Origin of the sequence: Paracoccus sp. SSK6 (assembly GCF_039770665.1) — a bacterium.
In the GTDB taxonomy this organism is placed as follows: domain Bacteria; phylum Pseudomonadota; class Alphaproteobacteria; order Rhodobacterales; family Rhodobacteraceae; genus Paracoccus.
On the sequence record NZ_JBDPNJ010000004.1, the window covers coordinates 1 to 24,790 of the forward strand.

General features: G+C 68.2%; 21 protein-coding genes. 13 read left to right on the top strand and 8 right to left on the bottom strand.

From position 1 onward, the window contains the following. Positions 1-41 precede the first annotated feature (41 nt). Genes AAIL68_RS04255 through glmM form a run of 3 tightly spaced genes read left to right on the top strand, consistent with a single transcriptional unit; the run spans position 42 to position 3,144 of the window. Positions 42-824 (top strand): dihydroneopterin aldolase, encoded by a 783-nt coding sequence (locus tag AAIL68_RS04255; RefSeq protein ID WP_347138303.1) that lies wholly within the window; start codon positions 42-44, stop codon positions 822-824. Beyond that, entirely contained in the window at positions 821-1,801 is a 981-nt protein-coding gene (gene folP, locus AAIL68_RS04260) for a dihydropteroate synthase (RefSeq protein WP_347138304.1), read from the top strand. Before AAIL68_RS04255 ends, folP begins: the two co-directional genes overlap by 4 nt. Beyond that, entirely contained in the window at positions 1,798-3,144 is a 1,347-nt protein-coding gene (gene glmM, locus AAIL68_RS04265; RefSeq protein ID WP_347138306.1) for a phosphoglucosamine mutase, read from the top strand. Before folP ends, glmM begins: the two co-directional genes overlap by 4 nt. 62 nt (positions 3,145-3,206) lie before the next feature. Here the strand turns inward: glmM and AAIL68_RS04270 are convergent, their stop codons facing one another. Both AAIL68_RS04270 and dksA read right to left on the bottom strand, forming a co-directional pair. After that, the gene (locus AAIL68_RS04270) at positions 3,207-4,334 is read right to left on the bottom strand and encodes an FAD-dependent oxidoreductase (protein ID WP_347138307.1); all 1,128 of its coding nucleotides are present in this window, start codon (positions 4,332-4,334) and stop codon (positions 3,207-3,209) included. Between the two features lie 4 nt (positions 4,335-4,338). Further along, the gene (dksA, locus tag AAIL68_RS04275) at positions 4,339-4,761 is read right to left on the bottom strand and encodes an RNA polymerase-binding protein DksA (protein WP_347138308.1); all 423 of its coding nucleotides are present in this window, start codon (positions 4,759-4,761) and stop codon (positions 4,339-4,341) included. A gap of 163 nt (positions 4,762-4,924) precedes the next feature. Here dksA and AAIL68_RS04280 point away from each other — a divergent pair, with 163 nt between their 5' ends. From AAIL68_RS04280 to AAIL68_RS04290, 3 genes are all read left to right on the top strand, one after another. After that, positions 4,925-5,764 (top strand): MoxR family ATPase, encoded by an 840-nt coding sequence (locus AAIL68_RS04280; RefSeq protein ID WP_347138310.1) that lies wholly within the window; start codon positions 4,925-4,927, stop codon positions 5,762-5,764. Then, positions 5,761-6,204, top strand: coding sequence for a GNAT family N-acetyltransferase (locus AAIL68_RS04285; protein WP_347138311.1), 444 nt, complete (start codon positions 5,761-5,763; stop codon positions 6,202-6,204). The genes AAIL68_RS04280 and AAIL68_RS04285 overlap by 4 nt, the downstream gene beginning before the upstream one ends. Positions 6,205-6,599: 395 nt before the next feature. Next, positions 6,600-7,880, top strand: a complete 1,281-nt coding sequence (locus AAIL68_RS04290; protein ID WP_347138312.1) for an O-acetylhomoserine aminocarboxypropyltransferase/cysteine synthase family protein — start codon at positions 6,600-6,602, stop codon at positions 7,878-7,880. Positions 7,881-7,910: 30 nt separating this feature from the next. On the opposite strand, the gene AAIL68_RS04295 is transcribed toward AAIL68_RS04290, so the two are convergent. After that, positions 7,911-8,969, bottom strand: coding sequence for an SIMPL domain-containing protein (locus tag AAIL68_RS04295; protein ID WP_347138313.1), 1,059 nt, complete (start codon positions 8,967-8,969; stop codon positions 7,911-7,913). Positions 8,970-9,162: 193 nt separating this feature from the next. Here AAIL68_RS04295 and AAIL68_RS04300 point away from each other — a divergent pair, with 193 nt between their 5' ends. Continuing rightward, positions 9,163-12,165, top strand: a complete 3,003-nt coding sequence (locus AAIL68_RS04300) for a hypothetical protein (protein WP_347138314.1) — start codon at positions 9,163-9,165, stop codon at positions 12,163-12,165. 3 nt (positions 12,166-12,168) lie between these two features. Here AAIL68_RS04300 and AAIL68_RS04305 read toward each other — a convergent pair whose 3' ends face one another. After that, the gene (locus AAIL68_RS04305) at positions 12,169-13,176 is read right to left on the bottom strand and encodes a TraB/GumN family protein (RefSeq protein ID WP_347138315.1); all 1,008 of its coding nucleotides are present in this window, start codon (positions 13,174-13,176) and stop codon (positions 12,169-12,171) included. Positions 13,177-13,371: 195 nt separating this feature from the next. Here AAIL68_RS04305 and AAIL68_RS04310 point away from each other — a divergent pair, with 195 nt between their 5' ends. The 3 genes from AAIL68_RS04310 to AAIL68_RS04320 all read left to right on the top strand — a co-directional run bounded on the left by AAIL68_RS04310 (position 13,372) and on the right by AAIL68_RS04320 (position 15,752). Continuing rightward, positions 13,372-13,659 (top strand): co-chaperone GroES, encoded by a 288-nt coding sequence (locus tag AAIL68_RS04310; RefSeq protein WP_347138316.1) that lies wholly within the window; start codon positions 13,372-13,374, stop codon positions 13,657-13,659. Positions 13,660-13,694: 35 nt separating this feature from the next. Next, a complete protein-coding gene (groL, locus tag AAIL68_RS04315) occupies positions 13,695-15,332 on the top strand; it encodes a chaperonin GroEL (RefSeq protein ID WP_347138317.1) in 1,638 nt (545 codons plus the stop codon). A 147-nt stretch (positions 15,333-15,479) separates the two neighbouring features. Continuing rightward, the gene (locus AAIL68_RS04320) at positions 15,480-15,752 is read left to right on the top strand and encodes a hypothetical protein (RefSeq protein WP_347138318.1); all 273 of its coding nucleotides are present in this window, start codon (positions 15,480-15,482) and stop codon (positions 15,750-15,752) included. Between the two features lie 28 nt (positions 15,753-15,780). Here AAIL68_RS04320 and AAIL68_RS04325 read toward each other — a convergent pair whose 3' ends face one another. From AAIL68_RS04325 to AAIL68_RS04340, 4 genes are read right to left on the bottom strand one after another with little or no spacing between them, the layout of a single operon-like run. Continuing rightward, positions 15,781-17,307, bottom strand: coding sequence for a Ppx/GppA family phosphatase (locus AAIL68_RS04325; protein WP_347138319.1), 1,527 nt, complete (start codon positions 17,305-17,307; stop codon positions 15,781-15,783). A 58-nt stretch (positions 17,308-17,365) separates the two neighbouring features. Further along, entirely contained in the window at positions 17,366-19,531 is a 2,166-nt protein-coding gene (locus AAIL68_RS04330; protein ID WP_347138320.1) for an RNA degradosome polyphosphate kinase, read from the bottom strand. Between the two features lie 23 nt (positions 19,532-19,554). Next, on the bottom strand, positions 19,555-20,253 hold the full coding sequence (locus tag AAIL68_RS04335) for a chromosomal replication initiator DnaA (protein WP_347138321.1): 699 nt from the start codon (positions 20,251-20,253) through the stop codon (positions 19,555-19,557). Beyond that, on the bottom strand, positions 20,254-21,468 hold the full coding sequence (locus AAIL68_RS04340; RefSeq protein WP_347138322.1) for an AI-2E family transporter: 1,215 nt from the start codon (positions 21,466-21,468) through the stop codon (positions 20,254-20,256). 137 nt (positions 21,469-21,605) lie between these two features. On the opposite strand from AAIL68_RS04340, the gene proS reads away from it, so the two are divergent. The 3 genes from proS to AAIL68_RS04355 all read left to right on the top strand — a co-directional run bounded on the left by proS (position 21,606) and on the right by AAIL68_RS04355 (position 24,754). Next, on the top strand, positions 21,606-22,967 hold the full coding sequence (gene proS, locus AAIL68_RS04345) for a proline--tRNA ligase (protein WP_347138323.1): 1,362 nt from the start codon (positions 21,606-21,608) through the stop codon (positions 22,965-22,967). Next, the gene (locus tag AAIL68_RS04350) at positions 22,964-23,455 is read left to right on the top strand and encodes a DUF2937 family protein (RefSeq protein ID WP_347138324.1); all 492 of its coding nucleotides are present in this window, start codon (positions 22,964-22,966) and stop codon (positions 23,453-23,455) included. Before proS ends, AAIL68_RS04350 begins: the two co-directional genes overlap by 4 nt. 114 nt (positions 23,456-23,569) lie before the next feature. Next, the gene (locus AAIL68_RS04355; protein ID WP_347138326.1) at positions 23,570-24,754 is read left to right on the top strand and encodes an ABC transporter substrate-binding protein; all 1,185 of its coding nucleotides are present in this window, start codon (positions 23,570-23,572) and stop codon (positions 24,752-24,754) included. Positions 24,755-24,790: the final 36 nt, after the last annotated feature.

Sequence of the window (24,790 nt, forward strand, 5' to 3'; positions counted from 1 at the left end):
CGGGCTTGCCTGCGGGCCGGATTTCCTGTGAATAACAGGCCATGAGCCAGCCCGACCGCATCCACCTTCGCGACCACATCACCCAGGCCGAGATCGGCGCCTTCCAGTCCGAACGCGGCCGCACGCAGCGGCTGCGGTTTTCCCTGACGGTCGATCTGCGCGATCCCGTGGACGCCGGGGACGACCATGTGGACCGCATCCTGTCCTATGACGTGCTGGTCCAGGCGGTGGACACGGCGCTTGCCGATCAGCGCTACAACCTGGTCGAAACCCTGGCCGAACGCATCGCGGCCGAGGTTCTGGCCCATCCGCAGGCCGCCCGGATCGTTGTCACGGTCGAAAAGCTGGACCGGGGGCCGGGGGCGCTTGGCATCACCATCAGCCGCGACGCGGGCCGCATGGCGGTCGCCGCACAGCATTGGCCGGTCCGCATGGTCGTGGGCCAGCCCGCCATGCTGCCCGAAGGCGCCGTGGTCCTGCTTCCCGAAGCCCCGGCTGGCCCCGTTCCACAGGGCGGCGATCCCCGGCGCCTCGCGCTGCTGGCCCTGGACCAGGCGGCCTGGATCCTTGCCGCCACCCTGGGCGTCGAGGTGGCCGAGACGCGGACCGAACTTGATGCCGCGATCCGCGACGAACGCCCGGTCGTCTGGGCGCCCGCGCGGCTGGCGGTCGAGGCGCCGGGCGTCGCGCCCGAGGCCCCTGCCCTGGCCTTCTGGCTGGCCCCCCGCCTGTCAGCGGACCGCGTCGATTTCGCGACAGCGGCACCGCTGCCTCCCGCGCCGGACGGACTTGCCATGGGCCGTCTTCCGGGGGCTGCCCGGTGACCGTTTACCACCGTCCCATTCCCATTCCCCATGGCCGCCATGTCCTTGCAGGCGGCTGGGCGCGCTTTTCGCAGGTCGAGATCCTGGAACGTGGCCGCCCGCCCCGGATCAGCGACGACATTCCCCCCGATGTCCTGGAGCGGCTGACGGCCCCGCGTCCCGGCATCGCCGAGCTGACCCTGGACAACCCGCGCGTGATGGGCATCGTCAATGCCACGCCCGACAGCTTTTCGGACGGCGGCCGCTATGATCCCGCCGCACATGGTCAGCAGTTGATCCATGACGGGGCCGATCTTCTCGACATCGGCGGCGAATCGACCCGCCCCGGCGCGGCCGAGGTACCGGTGGCCGAGGAGATCGGCCGCATCGCCCCCGCGATCCGCGCCCTGGCGCCCCATGCGCCCATCTCGGTCGATACGCGCAAGGCGGCTGTTGCGCAGGCCGCATTGGCCGCCGGGGCGGCGATGGTCAACGACGTGTCGGGTTTCGACTTCGACCCCGCCCTGGCCGCCGTGGTGGCCGACGCACAGGTGCCGGTCTGCCTGATGCACGCGCAGGGCCTGCCCGCGACCATGCAGGACGATCCGCGCTATGACGATGTCCTGCTGGATGTCTATGACGCGCTGGAAGCCCGCATCCGCCGGGCCGAGGCCGCGGGCATTCCGCGCGCGCGCATCGTCGTCGATCCCGGCATCGGCTTCGGCAAGACGCAGGCGCATAATCTTGCCATCCTGCGGCGGATTTCGCTGTATCATGGGCTTGGCTGCGCGATCCTGCTGGGCGTCTCGCGCAAGCGGTTCATCGGCACGATCGGCGGCGCGGAAGACCCCGCCGACCGTTCGCCCGGCACGCTTGCGATCACCCTTGCGGCGATAGTACAGGGCGTTCAGCTTCACCGCGTCCACGATGTGCGCGGCCTGGTTCAAGGACTGCGGCTGTGGCAGGCCGTCAACGACAACGAAAAGGCAGAACGATGAGCAGAGGCTTGTTCGGGACAGACGGCGTGCGCGGGCGCGCCAACAGCTACCCCATGACGGCCGAGATGGCGCTGCGCCTGGGCGCGGCGGCTGGCCGGTATTTCCGCCGCGCGGGCGACGACAGCGCCCATCGCGTGGTGATCGGCAAGGATACCCGGCTGTCGGGCTACATGCTGGAAAACGCGCTGACGGCGGGGCTGACCAGCACCGGCATGAACGTGCTGCTGCTGGGGCCGGTGCCGACGCCCGCCGTGGGCTTTCTGACCCGGTCGATGCGGGCGGATGTGGGCATCATGATCTCGGCCAGCCACAACCCGGCCGAGGACAACGGCATCAAGTTCTTCGGTCCCGACGGCTTCAAGCTGTCCGACGAGGCCGAGGCCGAGATCGAGGCCATCGTCGCCGGAGAGATCGTTCCGGCGCAGCCCTCCAATATCGGCCGCGCCAAGCGGATCGAGGACGGGCGCGGGCGTTACGTCGAATATGCCAAGACGACCTTCCCGGCGGGCCAGCGGCTGGACGGGCTGCGCGTGGTGATCGACTGCGCCAACGGCGCGGCCTATCGCGCCGCGCCGGACGTGCTGTGGGAACTGGGCGCCGAGGTGATCCCGATCGGCGTCGATCCCGACGGGCGCAACATCAACGCGGGCGTGGGATCCACCCACCCCGAGGCCTGCGCGCGGGCGGTCCTGGACCATGGCGCGCATCTTGGCATCAGCCTGGACGGCGACGCCGACCGGGTCATCATCATCGACGAGAACGGCCGCGTGGCCGATGGCGACCAGGTCATGGCGCTGATGGCGTCCCGCTGGGCCGCGCAGGGGCGGCTGCGGGGCAATGCCCTGGTGGCGACCGTGATGTCGAACCTGGGGCTGGAGCATTTCCTGGGCGGGCGCGGGCTGCGGCTGGAACGCACCAAGGTGGGCGACCGCTATGTGGTCGAACGAATGCGCGAGGGGGGCTTCAACCTGGGGGGTGAGCAGTCGGGCCATATCGTGATGACCGACTATGCCACGACCGGGGACGGGCTGATCGCGGCCATGCAGTTCCTGGCGGCCATGGCCGATACGGGCGAAAGCGCCAGCACGCTTGCGGCGCAGTTCGACCCCGTGCCGCAACTATTGAAGAATGTCCGCTATGCCGCGGGCGCCGACCCGCTGTCCGCCGCCGCCGTCCGCGCGGTGATCGCCGATGCCGAGGCGCGGCTGGCCGGGACCGGCCGCGTGCTGATCCGCAAGTCCGGGACCGAGCCCCTGATCCGCGTCATGGCCGAGGCCGAGAACGAGACCGTATTGCGCGAGGTCGTGGACGGGATCGTCGCGGCGGTGGAAAAGGCGGCCTGAGGCGGTGAGCGCCGGGGGCTTCGCGCCCCCGGACCCCCGCGGGATATTTAAGCACAGAAGATTCAGGCCGCTTCCGCCACCGGGTCGAAGTCATAGATCCAGTCGAAGCGCGACAGGATCGCCCCCGGCGCGACCTTGCCGCCGATGCGCAGCGCGGCATGGGCGGCCAGCCGTTTCGGCCCCGTCAGGTGATAGTTGCGCGCGTTGTCGTTTGCGGCGGCGACGATGCGGGTCGTGCGGGGCTTGCGCAGGTTCTGGTATCGGGACAGCGCGGCGCCCTGGTCGGGCGTCGCGTCCAGGCAGGCGGCCAGGATCCAGGCATCCTCGATCGCCATGCAGGCGCCTTGGGCCATGAAGGGCAGCGTCGGATGGGCGGCGTCGCCCAGGATTGCCATGCGGCCGTCCTGCCAGCGGGCCGCGACGTCGTGACGGAACAGGCCCCAGACATGGACGGCATCGACCCGCGCCAGCCAGCCGGGCACCGGGCCACCGAAGCCCGCGAAGGCCGCACGCAAGTTGGCGGGGTCGTCGGGGTGCGACCAGCCTTCGTCCTGCCAGTCGCGGGTTTCCAGCACGGCCACGATATTGCGCAATCCGCCCGCCAGCGGATAGCTGACCAAGTGACGGCCCGACCCCATGAAGACCTGCGCTTCGGGCGTCCCATCGGTGTCGGGAATGACGGCACGCCAGGCAGTCTGGCCGGTGAAGAAGGGCACCTCGCGCCCATTCAGCGCGGTGCGGATGCGGCTGTGCAAGCCGTCGGCCCCGATCAGCAGGGGGACTTCCGGGGGCGAGGCAATGTCGCGCCCCAGTTCGATACGCACCCCGGCCTGCCGCGCCGCCTGCTCCAGAACCTCGATCAGCCGGGCGCGGTGGATCAGGCGGAAGCGGTCGCCGGGACGGTGGCGGGCCAGATCCAGTCGCACGACATCCGCCCCCGAAGCGTCGCGCAGCCGGACCGCGCGGCTTGGCAGCGACACGACATCAAGCGCCGGGCCAAGGCCAAGCGCATCCAGCACGCGCATCGCATTGGGGGACAGTTGCAGGCCCGCGCCAACCTCTGCAATCGCGGGCGCGCGTTCCAGCACCGTCACATCGGCCCCCCGCAGGCGCAGCGCCAGGGCGGCGGTCAGGCCCGCGACACCGCCGCCGACGACGGTGACGGGTCGCGACTGCAATGCGCCATGCATCGGCCTAGTCGTCGCGGTGGACCCGTTCGCGCCGTTCGTGGCGTTCCTGCGCTTCCAGCGTCATGGTGGCGATGGGGCGCGCGTCAAGGCGGCGCAGGCTGATCGGCTCGCCCGTCATCTCGCAGTAACCGTATTCGCCCGTCTCGATCCGGCGCAGGGCCGCGTCGATCTTGCTGACCAGCTTGCGCTGGCGGTCGCGGGTGCGCAGTTCAAGCGCGCGGTCGGTTTCCTCGGACGCGCGGTCGGCCAGATCGGGGACGGAACGGGCGCTGTCCTGCAGGCCTTCCAGGGTTTCGGCGGATTGATCCAGCAGTTCCTGCTTCCACGCCTCCAGCTTGCGCCGGAAATATTCAAGCTGCCGGTCGTTCATGAAGGGCTCATCCTCGGCGGGACGATAGTCCTGGGGCAGGAAGGTCTGGGCTTTCATAAATCCTCTCCGGCGGCGCCGGGCTGGAACGCTGAACCGGCACCTTGCGCGCCCCCATAAAGTATGACGTGCTGCTTGTCACTAGGCGAAAAGATCAAGGGCGGATGACATGGCATACCACGCGTTGTTTGCCCGCAAGCAATTCACCTGAAAGGAGAGTTTGATGCAGTTCACCGGCACCGGCCGATATGTCGCCCCGCCCGACCTGGCGATTGCGGTCAACGCCGCCGTGACGCTGGAACGCCCCCTGCTGGTCAAGGGGGAACCGGGCACCGGCAAGACCGAACTGGCGCGCCAGGTGGCCGACAGCCTGAAGCTGCCGATCATCGAATGGCATGTGAAATCAACGACCAAGGCGCAGCAGGGCTTGTATGAATACGACGCCGTCAGCCGGTTGCGCGACAGCCAGCTGGGCGATGCGCGGGTCCATGATGTCGGCAACTATATCCGCAAGGGCAAGCTGTGGCAGGCTTTCGAGGCGCCGCAAAAGACCGTCCTGCTGATCGACGAGATCGACAAGGCGGATATCGAGTTTCCGAACGACCTTCTCCAGGAACTCGACCGGATGGAGTTTCACGTTTACGAGACGGGCGAGACGATCCGCGCCGCGCACCGGCCGGTGGTCATCATCACCTCGAACAACGAAAAGGAGCTGCCGGACGCGTTTCTGCGTCGGTGCTTCTTCCATTACATCCGCTTTCCCGACGCCGAGACGCTGCGCGCCATCGTGGACGTGCATTACCCCGGCCTGAAGCGCGGACTGCTGGATCAGGCGCTGACGCAGTTCTTCGAATTGCGCGAGACGCCGGGGCTGAAGAAGAAGCCCTCGACCAGCGAGCTTCTGGACTGGCTGAAGCTGATCCTGGCCGAAGATCTGGCGCCCGAGGATCTGCGACGCGATCCCCACACCATGCTGCCCCGCCTGCATGGCGCGCTGCTGAAGAACGAACAGGACGTGGCCCTGTTTGAAAAGCTGGCCTTCATGGCAAGGCGGCAGCGATGATCATCCGCCCCCTGCGCGCCGATGACAAGAACCAGTGGCAGGCGCTATATGACGGCTATCACCGCTTCTACGACCGGCCCGACCTGCCGCAGGATTTCTTCGATACGGTATTCGCCCGGCTGATGGCGGTTGATCCGCAGGACTTCCATGCCCTTGTCGCCGAAAGCGACGGCGACCTGCTGGGCCTGACCCATTACGTCTTTCACCCGCATATGTGGTTCCCCGAGGGGGTCTGTTATCTGCAGGATCTGTTCACGGCGGATCGGACGCGGGGCAAGGGCGTGGGCCGCGCGCTGATTGAGGGCGTCTATGCCGAAGCCGACAAGGCGGGCCGCCCGCGCGTCTATTGGCTGACGCAGGAACACAATTATGCGGGGCGGATGCTCTATGACCGCGTGGGCGTGAAGTCGCCCTTCATCCGCTATAACCGCCCGCTTTAGGACGGATCGACATTCATCCTTGCGCCGCCCTTGATCTGGCGAAGGCCATCGCCTTCGCTACGCGATGCGATTGCCACCCAACCCGCCGGGCCCCAAAACCCCGGTCAGCGCCCGCCCCGCCAGCGGTGGGCGCTTCACGCCTACCGGGTCGGGCGCCGGCCTCCCGTGGGTTTGAACGGCACTGTCTCTGATGGAACCCGATCACGTGGGCGGGGAAACGCATGCGTTTCCCGGTCCCGCCCGGTCATGGAAGGGGATCGCACCGCTTCTGTATCTACTGAATGTCGATTCTTCCCAAGACTCCCGTTCGGGCACCCCCCCCAAAAGAGATTTCTTTGCCGTTGCGTGACTTAGCCCCGTTCGCCTAGGCTTTGCCCCAACAGAAGGAGGGCCAGATGACACAGGGCTTTGACACGACCGCGATCCATGCCGGGGCGGAACCCGATCCCGCGACCGGGGCGCGGCAGGTGCCGATCTACCAGACCACGTCCTATGTGTTCCGGGATGCCGACCACGCCGCGCGCCTGTTCGGGTTGCAGGAGGTGGGCTATATCTATTCCCGCCTGACCAACCCGACCGTCGGCGCGCTGCAGAACCGCGTCGCGGCGCTTGAAGGCGGGGCGGGCGCGGTCTGCTGTTCGTCGGGCCATGCGGCGCAGATCATGGCGCTGTTCCCGCTGATGGGGCCGGGGCTGAACATCGTCGCCTCGACAAGGCTTTATGGCGGGACGGTCACGCAGTTCAGCCAGACCATCAAGCGCTTCGGCTGGTCGGCCCGCTTTGTCGATTTCGACGATCTGGAGGCCCTGCGTGCGGCCATCGACGGGGACACACGGGCGATCTTCTGCGAATCGATCTCGAACCCCGGCGGCTATGTGACCGACATTCCGGCGGTGGCCGAGATTGCCAATGCGGCGGGCATCCCGCTGATCGTGGACAACACGCTGGCCACCCCCTACCTGTGCAAGCCCATCGAAATGGGCGCGACCCTGGTCGTCCACAGCCTGACCAAATACATGACCGGCAACGGCACCGTGACGGGTGGCGCGATCGTGGACAGCGGCGCCTTCGACTGGTCGGCCTCGGGCAAGTTCCCCAGCCTGTCCGACCCCGAGCCCGCCTATCACGGGCTGCGCTTCCACGAAACCTTCGGCCCGGCGGCCTTCACCTTCCATTCCATCGCCATCGGGTTGCGCGACCTGGGAATGACCATGAACCCGCAGGGCGCCCATTACACGCTGATGGGGATCGAGACGCTGGGCCTGCGCATGGCCCGCCATGTGGAAAACGCGCAGACCGTCGCGGAATGGCTGGAAAACGATCCGCGCGTGACCGCCGTGACCTATGCCGGGCTGGAATCGTCCCCGTGGAACGCGACGGCGAAGCGGCTGTACCCGAAGGGGGCCGGGGCGCTGTTCACCTTTGCGGTCAAGGGCGGCTATGACGCGGCGGTCAAGGTGGTCGGCGCGCTGAAGCTGTTCAGCCATGTCGCGAACCTGGGCGATGCGCGGTCGCTGGTGATCCATTCGGCATCGACCACCCACCGCCAGTTGACCGAGGATCAGCAGCGCGCCGCGGGCGCCGCCCCCGATCTGTTGCGCCTGTCCATCGGGATCGAGGATCCCGCCGACCTGATCGCCGACCTGGATCAGGCCCTGGCGGCGGCGGTCGCATGAAAAAGGGGGCGTGACGCCCCCTTTCGTCGTTCAGTTGGCAGGCGCCGGGGCGTCCGGGGCCTCGCCCATCGGCAGGACAGGCTCGCCCGGTGCGGGGGCGCCGGTATCGGTACCCAGGGGCGGCGGCAGGTCGCCCGGAGCCGGAGCGGCGGGATCGCTGCCGGGAACGGGCGCGGCGGCGCCCCCTTCCGCATCCGGGGCTTCCATGCCGGGCACGGGCGGATGGCCGTGGGGCAGGCCGTCGCCATCGTCGCCGGGACCGTGATCCGGGCCGCGGCCCTCGCCATCAGGCTTGTGCATCGCGCCATGATCGTGGCCGCCCTTGCCGCCCATCGGCCCGCAATCCTGCCCCGACAGGGCGAACTGCATCTCGACCATCGCGGACAGGGCGACCTCTCCGGCGGCGACCGGCACCTTGGCCGCGTCCGAGGCGGCGCGGGCCTCCATCATCATCGGGCGCGGGCCTTCGGGCGTGGGCGTGTCGCGCAGCACCAGCACGGGGCCAAGCGTCAGGCCCGCGGCCTCGGCCAGGATCTCGGCCTTGTGGCGGGCGTCGGTGACGGCGGCGCGGCGGGCCTCATCCTCGGTCCCGGCGCTGTCGTCGCGGGTGAAGCCGATGCCGTTGATCTCGTTCGCGCCAGCCGCGACGATGGCGTCCAGAACCTCGCCCAGGCGGGCCACGTCCTTGACGCGCACCGCGACCATGTTGCTGGCCTGATAACCCGTCACGGTGGGCGCGCGCCCCTCGCCGTAATCCATCATCGGGTTCAGGTTCAGCCCCGAGGTCTGGATGTCGGCCTGCTCGATCCCCGCGCCCGTCAGCGCCTCGATCACGGCAGCCTGCTGGGTCGAGTTCTGGCGCATCGCCTCGGCCGCGCTTTGGGCCTGGGTGGTCACGCCCAGCTGGATCGTCGCCATGTCGGGGGCCACCCGCGCCTCGCCCTGGCCCGTCACCGTCAGGCGCGACATGCCCGGATGGCACATGCCGTGGCCGCCCTTGCCGGGCGCGGCCATGGCCGGCGCAGCAAGCGCGAATGCCGTCGATGCGGCCAGGGCGACCCGTGCCAGCCTGTGCGAAACCTTGGTCATGGTTTTGTCCTTTCTGCACAAAATCTCGTTCCCCAGCTAACAACGGGCCGGGGCGGACAGTTCAAGGCAATTCCGTTCACAGCTGCGCCAGATTCGCTTCCCCCACCCCGCGATTTCCGGTAGATCTGGGGCAATCCCCACCAAATCGCGGACCATCATAACACGCGATCGTAATCGAGCAGTGATCCAAGCCATGAACAGACATATCGCGCCGCCCGAATTCGCCATGAGCTTCACGCCCGAGGCGGTTCTGCTTGAACATCGCGACGGGCTTGGCTGGCGGCCCCTGGGCCAGGCGCAATTCGCGGGGCGCGAGATGACGGCCAGGCTGGCGGCGCTGCGCGACCAGGCCGGGACCGTGCCGAGCGATCTGGATACGGTGCTGGTCATTCCCGACGACCAGATCCTCTATACCACGCTGACGGTTCCCGTGGGGTCCGACACGCCCACAGCCATCGCCCGTGCGCTGGAGGCGATGACCCCCTATCCGGCCAGCGACCTGGCCTTCGACTGGTGCCCGTCGGAAACGGGCGACATCGAGACGCTGCGCGTCGCCGCCGTCGCCCGCCGCACGCTGGAGGAGGCCGAGGATTTTGCCCGCGCGCAGGGCTTCCGCCCGTCGGGCTTTGTCGCCCGGCCCGACGACGCGCGCTTCGACGGCCAGCCGGATTTCGGGCCCAGCCGTCTGGCCGAAGGTCATTTCACCCGCCAGCCCTTCAGCGAACCGGACCTGACCCAGGCCCGCGTGACCGATCCCGTGGTGGCCGAACCCGCTGCCGTGGTCCAGGCGCCAGCGGCCCCCGCAGCCGCAGCGCCGGTCGTGTCCCGCATCGTTCCCCATGTGGCGCTGCCTGTGGTTCAGGCGAATCCCGCTCCGCAGCCCAAGCCTGCCGCCGCTGAAACGGCGCCCCCCATCGCGCCTGTCGCGGAGGTGATCCGGCATAGCGAGCCCAAGGCCCCTGCCGCGCCGCGCGCCCTGCCGCCGCGCGCGCAGGCGGTGCATGAGCGTGCCCGGCAAGCCCGCGCGGTCCGCGCCACCTCCGCCGAGGATCAGGGCATGCCCGCCCCGGCCCTGCTCGACCGCCTGCGGCGGCTGGATCCCGGCCGCCTGCCGGTGATGATGGGGCTGCTGGTCCTGGGCCTTGTGATCGTGCTGGCCTTCTTCGGCGGCACGCCGTCGGAGGAAGCCGTGGCGCCCGCCGAAATCGCGGACACCGCGCCGGCCCCGCAGCCGGTGGATACCGCCGTTGCGACGCCCGAGCCCGTGACGCCCGAGCCGGTGGCGCCGGAACCCGCCGCACCCGTTGAAACCGCCGAAGTCCCTGCGGCAAGCGAGCCGCTGGCCGAGGCGGCGCCCCCCGCTGCCATGCCGCAGCCGGAAGCCCTGCAGCCGACCCTGGCCACCCCAGCCCCCGCGCCTGCGCCCGTGGCGCCGCAGACCGCCACGGCAGAAGCGACCCCGCCCGCCCCTGCCCCCGCGCAGGTCCAGCAGGACGCGGCAACGGCAAACGCCGTTTCAGGGGCCCGGCCTGTTCCCGCACCTGCGCAGGCGCCTGTGCAGGCGCAGGCGGAACCGGCGGCACCCGTCGCGCAAGGCGACGACCGGCTGAGCCAGGCCTTGACCCAGGCGATGAACAGCCGCGAACCGGCGGCCCCGCAAACGCCGATCAGCGCCGCAACCATGGCACGCGATCTGGAAAAGGCGCCGCGCCCGACAGCACCTGCAACCGCCAAGCCTGCAAGCCCTGCCCCTGCTGCGGCCAAGGCCCCGACCCCGGCTGCCCCCGCAGCCACGCCGCGCGCAGCGGCGCCGGCGCGTCAACTGGCAAGCTCGGCCCGTCCGCCGCGCGTGGCGCCCGTGCGGGCCTCTGCCCCCGCGCGGACCGATACCCGTCCGGCGGTGCCCGCGAATCCCCGCCCTTATACGGAACGCGCGCGGTCCGAACCTTCCCGGCAGACCGCGGCCCGTCCGCCCGAACGGCCTGCTGCGGCAGCCCCCGCCCGCACCCCGGCTGCGGTGCCGGCGGCCGCGAGCCCGTCACAACCCGCGGCCAAAGCGTCCCGCCCGCCCGCCCGTCCCCAGCGGCAAAGCAGCCTGGAGGAAGGCAGCCAAGCCGAGGACGGCCAGCCGACCCGCCTGACCCAGGCCGAAAGGCGCGCGCTGACCGAATTGCTGCGCGACCTGCGCACCGCGCAGGCGGGCGCATCGGGGCTGTCGCAGGCTGAACGCGGTGCCGTCATCCGCCTGGCCGATGCCCGTCCGACCCGCAAGCCTGTCGCGGTCAACGCGCCCTCGCAGCGCGCGGTCCGGGATGCGGTCGCCGCCGCCGTGGCGGAGAGCGGCCGCCCCGAAACCCGCGCCGCGTCCAAGCCTGCGGCATCGGCTGGGAAACTTGGCCGGTCGGCCCGCCCCTCCGCCCGTCCCGGCGGATCGCGCACGGCGGTTCGCAGCGATCCCGGCCCCGGCAATCCCAGCCTGTCCAGCGGCGCCATCGACCAGGCGGTCGCCGCAGCCGTTTCAGAAAGCTCTTCCCCGCGTGGCGCCGTCGCCTTGACGGCGCTTCGTTCATCTGCCCTTCCGCCACGCCGCGCGGGCAGGGCCGCCGCTGCGGCCACCGCGACCGTCACCGCCGCCGCAGCGCCCGTGGCGTCCTTGGCACCCACGCTTGGCGACCTGCGCTCTGCCGCCCAGGCCCAGTCCGAGGAAGCGGCGCTTGCCGAACAGCGCCGCCAGGACGCCGAGCTGCAGGCCCAGGCCGAGGCCCGCGCCCGCGCGCGCGCCGCCCAGGACGCCGCAGCCGAGGCGCAGGCCCGCGCCCAGGCCGAAGCCCGCGCCCGCGCCCAGGCCGAGGCCGAGGCCCGCGCCGCCGCCGCCCGCCAGCAGCGCTATGCCCCGCCCGAGGCCGAGGACGAGCCCGAGGTCGCGGCCAATATCCCCGACGGCCGCACGCCGACCACGGCAGGCAATGCCGCGACCGTCAAGGACGGCATCCAGATCAACCGCACCCAGATCATCGGCACCATCGGCGCGGGCAAGGCCAGCCGCGCCCTTGTGCGCCTGTCGAACGGCCGCGTCCTGACGCTGCGGCTTGGCGACAAGATCAACGGCGGCACCATCACCGATATCGGCGACAGCCGCATCACCTTTGTCAAAGGCGGCCGGCCGCAGGCGCTTTCGGTCTTGGGCGGGCGCTAAGGGTCAGCCGTCCAGCCGCTCGATCGTCCAGCCGTCCTTTTCCAGCAGGCGCAGCACGCCCCCTTCGCCCGGCAGGTGCAGCGCCCCAAAGCCCGCGACGATCCCCTTGCCTTGCGCCGCCGCCTTCCTGGCGCCTTCGCTCAGCGGCGCGATCCAGTTCTGGTTGCGCCGGTCTATCAGCTGGTCCTGCGCAAGCTGCATCTGCGCATCGACCTGAGCGCGCGTCAGCCCCGAGGTGCGATAGGCGTCGAAGCGGCCGAATTCCCAGATGGCCCAGACATCGCCCGCGAAATAGGCCTCGGTCAGCGTCACCGCGTAATCGTCGGCATAGGCTGCGACAGGCAGCGCGGTGCGTATCATCTCGATTTCCTGCTGGGGCGTCAGGTCGCGAAACAGGGTGAAGACCGTGTCCCAGGGCTCCAGCGCGCGAACGGGGATGTCCAGGGACTCGGCCCGTTCGACTAGCCGATGATCCAGCCCCTGGGCGCCGGATCGGGCCGCCTGTTCCATCATGCAGGGGCTGATCCCCAACATCATCGCCACATACCAGGGCCGCAGCTTCGAGGTGACGACGGCAGGCGTCCCGCGTTCCGCCATGGCCTTCGACAGCAAGGCCCAGTCCCGGTCGTCCAGCCGTTCCGGCAGGGTCGGCCCGGTCGGATCGACCATCAGCGTCGGATCGGCCGCCAAGGCCTCGGTCAGCTTCCGTTCCTCGGCGGGGCCTGCCTCGACGAAGAGGGCGGCGGCATCGGCGATGATCGGCGTCAGCCGATCCAGCATCGGATCATGGCGCGGATCGCCGAAGTGATAGGTGCCCACCAGCGTCATCGCCTGATCGCCCTTGCTGGCCCGCCACAGCAGTCCCTGGTGGAAGGGAACGCCCGCCACCGCCGCGTCGATTTGGGCGCGCTGATCGGGGGGCATGGTGTCGAACAGGTTGGTGCCCACACATTCGGACGCGGCACCCGCCCCCGCCCACAGCATGAAAATTCCCGCCAGAACAATGCGCATCGGGTTCTTCCTGTTTTTCGAACGCTGCAAGGCTGTCACATCAAGGCCCCCTTTGACCAGCCGGGCCATCGGCGATTTTTCACCATGCCACGCCGTTGACAGGCCAGGTCCAGTGGCCTAGATCACCGCCATTGGCACTCTCTGCCGGTGAGTGCCAACAACGACACTGCAACCTGAAACACGGAGTGTTCACCCATGGCATTCAAACCGCTGCATGACCGCGTTCTGGTCCGCCGCGTCCAGTCGGACGAAAAGACCAAGGGCGGCCTGATCATCCCCGACAGCGCCAAGGAAAAGCCCGCCGAAGGCGAAGTCATCGCCACCGGCGAAGGCGCGCGCAAGGATTCGGGCGAACTGATCACGCCCTCGGTCAAGGCGGGCGACCGCGTGCTGTTTGGCAAATGGTCGGGCACCGAAGTCACGATCGACGGCGAAGAGCTGCTGATCATGAAGGAAAGCGACATCCTGGGCGTCATCGCCTGATCCGCATCCTTCACCATTAATTTCAGGAGATTCACATGGCTGCGAAAGAAGTCAAGTTCAACACCGACGCCCGCGACCGGATGCTGAAAGGCGTCAACATCCTGGCTGACGCCGTGAAGGTCACGCTGGGCCCCAAGGGCCGCAACGTGGTGATCGACAAGTCCTTCGGCGCCCCGCGCATCACCAAGGACGGCGTCTCGGTCGCCAAGGAAATCGAACTGTCCGACAAGTTCGAGAACATGGGCGCCCAGATGGTCCGCGAAGTCGCGTCGCGCACCAATGACGAGGCCGGCGACGGCACCACCACCGCCACCGTCCTGGCCCAGGCCATCGTGAAAGAGGGCATGAAGGCGGTTGCCGCCGGCATGAACCCGATGGATCTGAAGCGCGGCATCGACCTCGCGACCTCGAAAGTGGTCGAGGCGATCAAGTCGGCTTCGCGTCCCGTGAACGACAGCGACGAAGTCGCCCAGGTCGGCACCATCTCGGCCAACGGCGAAGCCCAGATCGGCCGCTTCATCGCCGACGCGATGCAGAAGGTCGGCAACGAGGGTGTCATCACCGTCGAAGAAAACAAGGGCATGGAGACGGAAGTCGAAGTCGTCGAAGGCATGCAGTTCGACCGCGGCTACCTGTCGCCCTATTTCGTTACCAACCCCGACAAGATGGTCGCGGAACTGGAAGACGCCTTCATCCTGCTGCACGAGAAGAAGCTGTCCTCGCTGCAGCCGATGGTGCCGCTGCTGGAAGCCGTTATCCAGTCGGGCAAGCCGCTGGTCATCGTTGCCGAAGACGTGGAAGGCGAGGCCCTGGCCACGCTGGTCGTCAACAAGCTGCGCGGCGGCCTGAAGATCGCTGCCGTCAAGGCTCCGGGCTTCGGCGATCGTCGCAAGGCCATGCTGCAGGACATCGCCATCCTGACCGGCGGTCAGGTCATCAGCGAAGACCTGGGCATGAAGCTGGAAAACGTCGGCATCGACATGCTGGGCCGCGCCAAGAAGGTCTCGATCAACAAGGACAACACCACCATCGTCGATGGCGCCGGTGAAAAGGCCGAGATCGAAGCCCGCGTTTCGCAAATCCGCCAGCAGATCGAGGAAACCACCTCGGACTACGACCGCGAGAAGCTGCAGGAGCGTGTCGCGAAACTGGCCGGTGGCGTTGCCGTCATCCGCGTCGGCGGCATGACCGAAGTCGAAGTGAAAGAGCGCAAGGACCGTGTGGACGACGCGCTGAACGCGACCCGCGCTGCCGTTCAGGAAGGCGTGGTCGTCGGCGGCGGCGTGGCCCTGGTGCAGGGCGGCAAGGCGCTGGAAGGCGTGTCGGCCGAGAACTCGGACCAGGAAGCGGGCATCGCCATCGTTCGCCGCGCCCTGGAAGCCCCGATGCGCCAGATCGCCGAAAACGCCGGCGTTGACGGTGCCGTGGTTGCCGGCAAGGTGCGTGAATCGAACGACAAGTCCTTCGGCTTCAACGCGCAGACCGAAGAATATGGCGACATGTTCAAGTTCGGCGTCATCGACCCGGCCAAGGTGGTTCGCACCGCCTTGGAAGACGCGGCCTCGGTCGCCGGCCTGCTGATCACCACCGAAGCCATGATCGCCGAGAAGCCCGAGCCGAAAGCCGCTGCCGGCGGCATGCCCGACATGGGCGGCATGGGTGGGATGATGTAATCATCCCCGGCCTTCCGGCAGGAACGGAAAAGGGCGCCTTCGGGCGCCCTTTTTCAAGTCCCTTGTGCCCTGTTCTTCAGGCGCCGCTAACCTTGTGTTGATGATTGCCCTGTATCCAGGGGGAAGCCGCAGCCGCAGGGGATTGCCATGATTCGCGTCGTTATCGCCCTGATGGGGATCATCATCGGCATGACCGGCCCCGCGCAGGCTTGCAGCCCCAGGGCGAACAGCACCTTTTGCGCCGATGGCTGGGTCGCGGCGCAGCCGATGGGCAGGGCTGGGGCCGACGAACAGAACCTGGCCTTGGAAGGGGCCGGGGACGGCGCCTGGGATCCGCCCGCGACCGGCGGCGAAGACATCTATGTCGAAGGGGCCGTCATGATCGGCGATCCGCCCGCCCATGACGACGAACCGCTGTAGGGGCGGAACTGGCGGGACGGGGCGCCGGTCAGGCGATCTGCCCTTCCACTTCCAGGGCCCCGCACAGCGCCTTGAAGCGTGCCTCGGCGACCTCTCCCATCAGCTTGCGGCCCGTGGCGGTCAGCTTCAGGCGCAACTGCTTGCCGCTGAAGGTCAGCTTGCCCGCATCCGCCGGATCGTCAAGCGCCAGCATCGCGCCGAAGCGCATGGCCTTGCCCAGAACCTCGGCATCCTTGACCTCGGCCTCGGACAGCAGCTTGAACAAGGGCGCCATGGGCGAACCCGCGCGGCTGTTCTTGTAGCGGTGCAGCAGCGCCAGGCCCAGGAAGACACGCTCGGGGTGGCTCAGCGCGGCCATGTTGGCGCGGGTGACATTGTCGAAGCAGGCATCGGCGCGATAGTCAGGGTGCGCGCGCCAGCTTGTGTCGTGCAGCAGGCAGGCGGCGTGGATCAGGCGGTCGCGTTCGGGCGGCACGTCCTGGAACAGCGGCTGCAGGAACTGATAAAGCTTCTTGCCCGATCCCGGCATCCGGGCCATCTGGCGTTCGGTGAAGCGGGCGGCCTCGATCAGGGGGTCGCGCTTGCGCAGGCTGTCGGACATCTGCTCGTACAGCAGCCCCTCGCGGATGCCATAGCTGGACACGGCCAGTTCGGTCGGCGCAAAGGTTTCGGTCAGTTGCGCCAGCACCTGCGCGGCCAGCGGCACCAGCTCGATCCGCGACGACGACAGCCCGGTCCGCGCCTTGAGATCGCCGATGTCGTTGGCCCCGATCCAGGCCACCGTGTCCGCCACGGCCTTGGGCGTCATGCGGTATTCGTGCAGCACGGTCATGGGATAGGACACGCGCTCCATGTCCAGCCGGGCGATGGCGCGCCAGCTACCGCCGACCAGATAGATCCGTTCGTGATGCGTGCCCATCACCTCGGCCAGATGGGCGACGGTCTTCCTGATATGCTTGCGCAACCCATCCTTGCCGCCGGACACCTGTTGCAGCCGGAAGGGCCCGAGTTGCGAGGAGACGCGATTGCCGATCCGGCCATCCGCGACCTCGGCCAGTTCCATCGAGTTGCCGCCGATGTCGCAGACCAGACCCTTCGCGTCGGGCCAGCCCAGCAGCACCCCTTGGGCGGACAGCCGGGCCTCTTCCTCGCCGTCGATGACATGCATCCTGATGCCGGTTTCGCGTTCCACCCGGTCCTTGAAGGCGGGGCCGTCCTCGGCCTCGCGCACGGCGGCGGTGGCCACGCAGGTCAGGGGGTCGATGTCCATGCCGCGGGCCAGGGCCGCGAAACGCTGAAGGGCGGCAAAGCCGCGCTCGACCCCCTCGGGGTTCAGGCGCCCGGTCTGGGCCATCCTGGCGCCAAGCCCGGCCATGACCTTCTCGTTATAGAAATAGGCGGGGGATCGGGCAGCCCCGTCGAAGACCACCATGCGGATCGAGTTGGAACCCACATCGACCACGCCCACGCGCGACAGCGCCCGTTTTGGCAGTTTCTCGAACCTCTTGCCGAAAGGCTCGACCTTCTTGCCGGTCGTGGTGCGTACGCCGTTCATGGCCGCCTCTCCTGCTTGATCCGCATCGCGCAGTTCATGCCCCGCCGCGCCGGGTGCGTCAATCGTTCGAATGGGTCAGTGCCGGAACGTCGCCTGCCCCCGCCGTGCCCCGCCCGGACAGCGAGGGGTGGTCCATGAAGAAGCGGTGACAGTTGAACAGGTCGTCGCGCCCTTCGGGCAGATAGCGCACGAACCGGCCATCGGGTTGCAACAGCCAGCTTTGCGCCTCGTCCGCCATGTTGGCGGCCAGGATCTGGCTGACGATCTGCGCCTTGACCGTGTCGTTCATGCATTCCACCAGCGTTTCGACGCGGCGGTTCAGGTTGCGGTCCATCCAGTCGGCCGAACTGATGAAGACCCGCGCGCGCTTGGAGGGCAGGCCATGGCCGTTGCCGAAGCAGACGATGCGCGAATGTTCCAGGTAGCGCCCGACGATGGATTTCACGCGGATGTTTTCCGACAGCCCCCGGATGCCCGGCCGGATGCCGCAGATGCCGCGCACCACAAGGCTGATCTTCACCCCCGCAGCACTTGCGGCATAAAGCGCGTCGATCACGTCCTTTTCGATCAGCGAGTTCATCTTGGCCCAGATCGCGGCCGGGCGGCCCTGGCGGGCCAGTTCCGCCTCGCGCCCGATCAGGGACAGCAGGCGGTCCTTGAGGTCGATGGGCGAGATCGAGATGTTTTCCAGCCCGGCGGGCTGCACATAGCCCGACAGGAAGTTGAAGACCTTTGTCGCATCCCGCCCAAGCGCCGGGTCGCAGGTGAACAGCGACAGGTCGGTATAGATGCGCGCGGTGATCGGGTGATAGTTGCCGGTGCCGTAATGGGTATAGGTGACAAGGCTGTCGCCCTCGCGCCGGACAACGGTGCTGATCTTGGCGTGGGTCTTGTAGTTCACGAAGCCATAGACGACATGCGCGCCCGCCCGTTCCAGCCTGCGCGACTGGCGGATATTGGCGGCCTCGTCGAAGCGGGCCTTCAGTTCGACCAGGGCCGTGACGGACTTGCCGGATTCGGCGGCCTCGCACAGCGCGTCCACGATGGGGCTGTCGCGGCTGGTGCGGTACAGGGTCTGCTTGATCGCCAGCACGTTCGGATCGCGCGCGGCCTGGGCCAGGAAGCGCACCACCATGTCGAAGGTCTCATAGGGGTGGTGCAGCAGCATGTCCTTTTGCCGGATGGCCGCGAACATGTCGCCATCATGGTCCTGCACCCGTTCGGGAACGCGGGGCGTGAAGGCGGGCCACAGAAGGTCGCGGCGGTTGTCCAGCACCAGTTCGCGCAGGTCGGCCACGCCCAGCAGACCCTCGACCTCGATCACCTCGTCGGGGCCGACCTCCAGTTCCTCCATGATGAGGCGGCGCAGGCGGTCGGGGGCGCCGCGCGTGATCTTCAGCCGGATGACGCTGCCCAAGCGGCGGCGTTTCAGCGCGGTCTCGAATTCGCGGACCAGATCCTCGGCTTCTTCCTCGACCTCCAGGTCGCTGTCGCGCAGCACCCGGAAGGCGCAATGGCCGGTATCGCGATAGCCGGGGAACAGGCTGGACAGGTGCATCAGCAGCAGATCCTCCAGCTTGAAGAACCGCTCTCCCCCCGGCAGGGGAATGAAGCGGTCAAGCTGCGCGGGGATGGGCAGCAGCGCCTGCATCTGCCGCCCGTCGGTTTCGCGCGCCAGTTCCAGGCCCAGCGAAAAGCCGGTGTTGGGAATGAAGGGAAAGGGATGGGCCGGGTCGATGGCCAGGGGCGACAGGACCGGAAAGACCTTGCGTTCGAAATAGTCGTGCAGGAACTCCTCCTCGGCCCGCGTCAGGCGGGACCGGGACAGGATGACGATGCCCGCCTCCTCCATTTCCCGGCGGATGCGGTTCCAGACGCCCTGCTGCGCGCCCATCAGGCGGCGGGCGTCGGCGTTGATCATTGCCAACTGTTCCGCAGGCGTCAGCCCGTCGTCGGAGGGCGTGGCGTTCCCCTCTCGCACCAGTTCGCGCAGGCCCGCCACGCGGACGGTATAGAATTCGTCCAGGTTGGTCGCGCTGATCGACACGAAGCGCAGCCGTTCCAGCAAGGGCACGCGGGGATTGCGCGCCTCGTCCAACACGCGCCAGTTGAAGGACAGCCAGCTGATTTCCCGGTTGAAGAAGCGCGACCCGTTCTGCGGCACGCCTTCGGGCAGATCCTGCGGTTCGGGAAAGGGCGTTCGAAGGAAATCGGCTTGCGTCATGGGTCAACCTTGGGGACGGCGGTTCATGGCTCGGGCTCGCACAGGCCGGCCAGCAGTTCGGCCGCGATGCGGCGGGTGATCGGGCGCTTGTCGGCCATGGCGGCGCGGTCCATCGCGGCGACAAGCTGGCGGGCCAGCCCCAGGTCACGCGGCATGTGCAGGACCAGCCAGTCGATCAGGTCCGACGACACGTTCTGCTGGCGGTCCGCGAACAGCTTGACCAGCACGGCGGCCAGCAGGGTTTCATCGGGCGGCATCAGCCGGACCTGGGGCATCGCGTCCATGCGCGACCGCAGGTCGGGCAGCACCAGCCCCCAGTCGCGGGGCGGCGTGCGCGCGGTCAGCAGCAGCAGGCAGTCGCGCGGCGCGCACAGGTTCCACAGGTGGAACAGCGCCTGTTCCGCGCCCGCCGCCCGGCCCGTGCGGTCCGCGTCCTCGATCACCAGGGCGCCGCCTTCGGTAGCAAGATGGTCGGCGGCGTCGGGGCGCAGGGCCGCGGCCTTCAGTCGCCGCGCGCCATTCTCGGCCGCCCAGAAGGCGGCAAGGTGCGACTTGCCCGCGCCTTCCGGCCCGATCAGCAGCATCCGCCCCTGCGGCCAGTCCTGCGGCGCATCCAGCGCGGCAAGCGCCGCCCGGTTCGCCGCCGCAGGAAGAAAATCGGCGCGGGAATGGGCGGGCGGCGTCGTCAGGTCCAGCGTCAACTGACGAGAGGTCACGCCCATCTATCCGACATCGGGATGCTTGCGGGCCACTTCCTCGCGCATGATCTCGATCTGGCCCTGGGCGCGGTTCACGTCGGCGCGGATGCGCGCCTCGCGGATGGAATTGGCGACGGTGCCCTGGGGGACGACCTCGACCAGCAGGGGCTGGCCCGGATCAGGGGGCAGCGCCTGGCCGGTGAACAGCGCGCTTTCCTGATAGCGCTGCGTCAGGAACCGCCCGATCACGCCAAGCGCGGCAGCCAGCGGCACGGCCATGACCATGCCGACGAATCCGAACAGCGCGCCGAAGACCGACAGGGCCAGCAGCAGCCAGACCGGATGCAGGCCGACATGCTGGCCGACGATCTTGGGTTGCAGGTAATTGCCCTCGACCACCTGGCCGATGGCGAAGATCGCCACGACCAGGCCGATCCACAGCGGGTCGCCCCAGAAGCTGAACAGGGCGACGCCGATGGCCGTGGCCCCGCCGATCAGCACGCCCACGTAAGGAATGAAGGACAGCATCGCCGCCATGGCGCCGATGAAGAAGCCGAAGGGCAGGCCCACGATCATCAGCCCGATCGCATACCAGATCCCCAGGATCAGGATCACCATCCCCTGCCCGCGCACGAAGCCCGACAGCGCCTCGTCGATTTCCCGCGACAGGCGGCGCAGGGTGGGGGCGTGTTCACGCGGCAGCAGCGTGTCCACCCGGTCCACCAGATGGTCCCAGTCCAGCAGCAGGTAGAAGGCCACGACCGGCACGATCACCAGGATGGCGATGGCGCTGATGATGCCGCCCACCGACGACAGCAGGCTGGAGGCCACCGTGCCCATCTGCTCGCCCATGGCCGCGCCCAGGTCGGTCAGCGCGGTGCCGATGTCGCCGTTCGGGGGCAAAAGCTCGGGGAAGCGCGCCGACAGGAACAGGCGCGCCTGTTCCAGCATGGCGGGCGCGGTCTCGATCAGCGCTGTCGCCTGGCGCAGCATGACCGGCACGACCAGCACCACCACGGCGGCAAAGGCCAGCACGGCGGCCACGGTGATGACCACCACCGACATCACGCGCGACAGCCCCGCGCGTTCCAGCCGGTCGGCGACCGGGTCCAGCAGATAGGCCACGCCCGCGCCCAGGATGAAGGGCAGGATCGCGTTCCCCAGCAGCCACATGACCAGAAGCAGCACGACCGCCGCCACGCCCCACCACATCAGTTGCTTGTGTATCGGTATGCGCATGCCCGGTTCCTGGTGCGAATGTCGATGTGGAATGTGACCGCGACGCGCGGCAGTTGCAAGCGGCTGGCGCGGGTTCTTGGCAAGCAGGGACCGATCCGCTAACGCTGTGCGCCGAATGCCGTCAAAGGATCCCGCCCATGCGTCTGTCGCGCTATTTCCTGCCCGTCCTCAAGGAAGACCCGAAAGAGGCGCAGATCGTCAGCCACCGGCTGATGCTGCGCGCCGGAATGATCAAGCAGCAGGCGGCGGGCATCTATTCCTGGCTGCCGCTGGGCTACAAGGTTCTGCGCCGCATCGAGCAGATCGTGCATGAGGAACAGCAGCGCGCGGGCCACATTCCCCTGCTGATGCCGACGCTGCAATCGGCCGACCTGTGGCGCGAGTCGGGCCGCTATGACGATTACGGCGAGGAGATGCTGCGCATCAAGGACCGCCACAAGCGCGACCTGCTCTACGGCCCCACGAACGAGGAGATGATCACCGACATCTTCCGCAGCCATGTGAACAGCTACAAGGATCTGCCCCTGACGCTGTATCACATCCAATGGAAGTTCCGCGACGAGATCCGCCCGCGTTTCGGCGTGATGCGCGGGCGCGAGTTCCTGATGAAGGACGGCTACAACTTCGACCTGACGCGCGAGGCGGCGCTGCACGCCTATAACCGGCACTTGGTCAGCTATCTGCGCACCTATGAGCGGATGGGCCTGCAGGCGATCCCGATGCGCGCGGATGGCGGGCCGATCGGCGGGGATTACACCCATGAATTCCTGGTGCTGGCGGAAACCGGCGAATCGGAAGTGTTCTACGACAGCCAGATCACCGACCTGACCTTCGGCGACCGGCAGATCGACTATGACAGCGTCGAACAGTGCCAGGCCGTGCTGGAGGAGTTCACCAGCCGCTATGCGCGCACGGACGAAACCCATGACGAGGCGATCTTTGCGCAAGTCCCCGAGGAACGCCGCCGCACCGCGCGCGGGATCGAGGTCGGCCAGATCTTCTATTTCGGCACCAAGTATTCCGAGGCGATGGGCGCCACCGTCGTCGGCCCCGACGGGCAGCGCGTGCCGGTGGAGATGGGCAGCCACGGCATCGGCGTGTCCCGCCTGCTGGGCGCCATCATCGAGGCCAACCACGACGACAAGGGCATCATCTGGCCCGAGGGCGTGACGCCGTTCCACGTGGGCATCGTCAACCTCAAGCAGGGCGACAATTCGACCGACAGCGCCTGCGACGCGATCTATGCCGAATTGCAGGCGCGCGGGCTGGATCCGCTCTATGACGACCGCGACGAACGGGCGGGGGCGAAATTCGCCACCATGGACCTGATCGGCCTGCCCTGGCGCATCACCGTGGGTCCGCGCGGCCTGGCCGCGAACAAGGTGGAACTGACCAACCGCCGCACGGGCGCGACCGAGGAGATGTCGCCCAAGGACGCCATCGCCCGGCTGGAGCAGGTCTATGCCCCCGTCCTGGGCCTGACGGTGCAGGACAAGTGATCGGGCTGCTGCGGCTGGCGGTGGCGCTGTGTTTCGCCGCCGCCCTGTCGCAGTTCCCGGCCTTTTCCGACCAGTATGTCCAGCGGCTTGGCGGGCAGGTCGATGCCCTGTCCCGCGTCGCCGCCGAATTCGACGCAAGCGCCGAAGACACGGGCCTGACGCGCGATCAGGCCCTGGCCGACCTGTCGGGCAGCGCCTTCCGCGATGCGCATCAATCCAACATGCGCGATGTCTTCGCCCGCCTGGACCGGGCGCGCAGCGACCTACAGATGCTGCGCCTTGCCGGGCCGCTGGAACGGATGCTGCTGCCCCACCGGTTGCGCGACGCGGAAACCCTGGCCGCGACCTGGGGCGATTTCCGCCCCGCCGTTCCCGTGACAGTTGCAGGGCTGTGGGCGGCGGGGATCGGGCTTGCGCTGGGCTGGCTGATGACCGCCCTGCCCGGCCTGTTCCTGCGGCGCGACCGGGACCGCCTGGGCTGGCGCTGACGGCGCGTCATCCGTCCGAAAAGGCAGGGATTGTTCCTATTATCCTGCTTTTCTTTTGCAAAAGGCGCTTCTAACCTGCCCGGCAGGACATTGTTCCAACTGGGAGACAATCACATGAAAAAGCTTCTTCTGGCCACCGCCGCCGGGGCCCTTCTGGCCGGTGCCGCGCAGGCCGAGGATATCAAGCTTGGCACCTCGTTCGGGTTCACGGGGCCGCTAGAATCGATGGCGCCGCCGATGCAGAACGGCGTGGAACTGGCGGCGAAAGAGGTGACGGATTCCGGGCTGCTGCTGGACGGATCGACCGTGACCGTGGTGCGGGGCGATTCGACCTGCATCGACGCCGCCGCCGCAAGCGCCACCGTGGAACGCCTGATCACCGGCGAAAAGGTCAAGGGCATCATCGGCGGCATGTGTTCGGGCGAAACCATCGCGTCCCTGCAGAACGTGGCCGTGCCGAACGGCGTGGTGATGATCTCGCCCTCGGCGACCTCGCCCGCGCTGTCCACCACCGCCGATAACGGGCTGTTCTTCCGCACCTCGCCGTCGGATGCCCGCCAGGGCGAGGTGATGGCCGACATCATCATGGAAAAGGGCATCAAGTCGGTCGCCCTGACCTATACCAACAACGACTATGGCAAGGGCCTGGCCGACAGCTTCGAGGCGGCCTTCAAGGCGAAGGGCGGCACCGTGACCGTGAACGCCCCCCATGACGACGGCAAGGCCGACTATTCGGCCGAGGTCGCGGCCCTGTCGGCCGCGGGCGGCGACGCGCTTGTGGTGGCGGGCTATGTGGACCAGGGCGGATCGGGTATCGTGCGCGGTGCGCTGGACACCGGCGCCTTTGAAACCTTTGTCTTCCCCGACGGCATGGTCAACGACACCCTGGTCAGCAACTTCGGCAGCGAGATCGAGGGCAGCTTCGGCCAGAACCCCGCAGCCGAGGGCGAGGGCCGCGACAAGTTCGTGGAACTGGCCAAGGCCGCCGGTTTCGACGGCACGGCCACCTATGCGGGCGAATCCTATGACGCCGCCGCGCTGATCCTGCTGGCGATGGCCGCGGCAGGCAGCAGCGATCCCTCCACCTACAAGGACAAGGTGATGGATGTCGCCAACGCGCCGGGCGAAAAGATCCTGCCGGGCGAGTTGGGCAAGGCGCTGCAGATCCTCAAGGATGGCGGCGATGTCGATTACGTCGGCGCCACCGCCGTCGAACTGGTGGGCGAAGGCGAATCCGCCGGCGTGTATCGCCAGATCGAGATCAAGGACGGCAAAATGAATGTCGTCGGCTATCGCTGACGCGATGCTCATGCTATGGCCCGGCAGCCCTGCGGT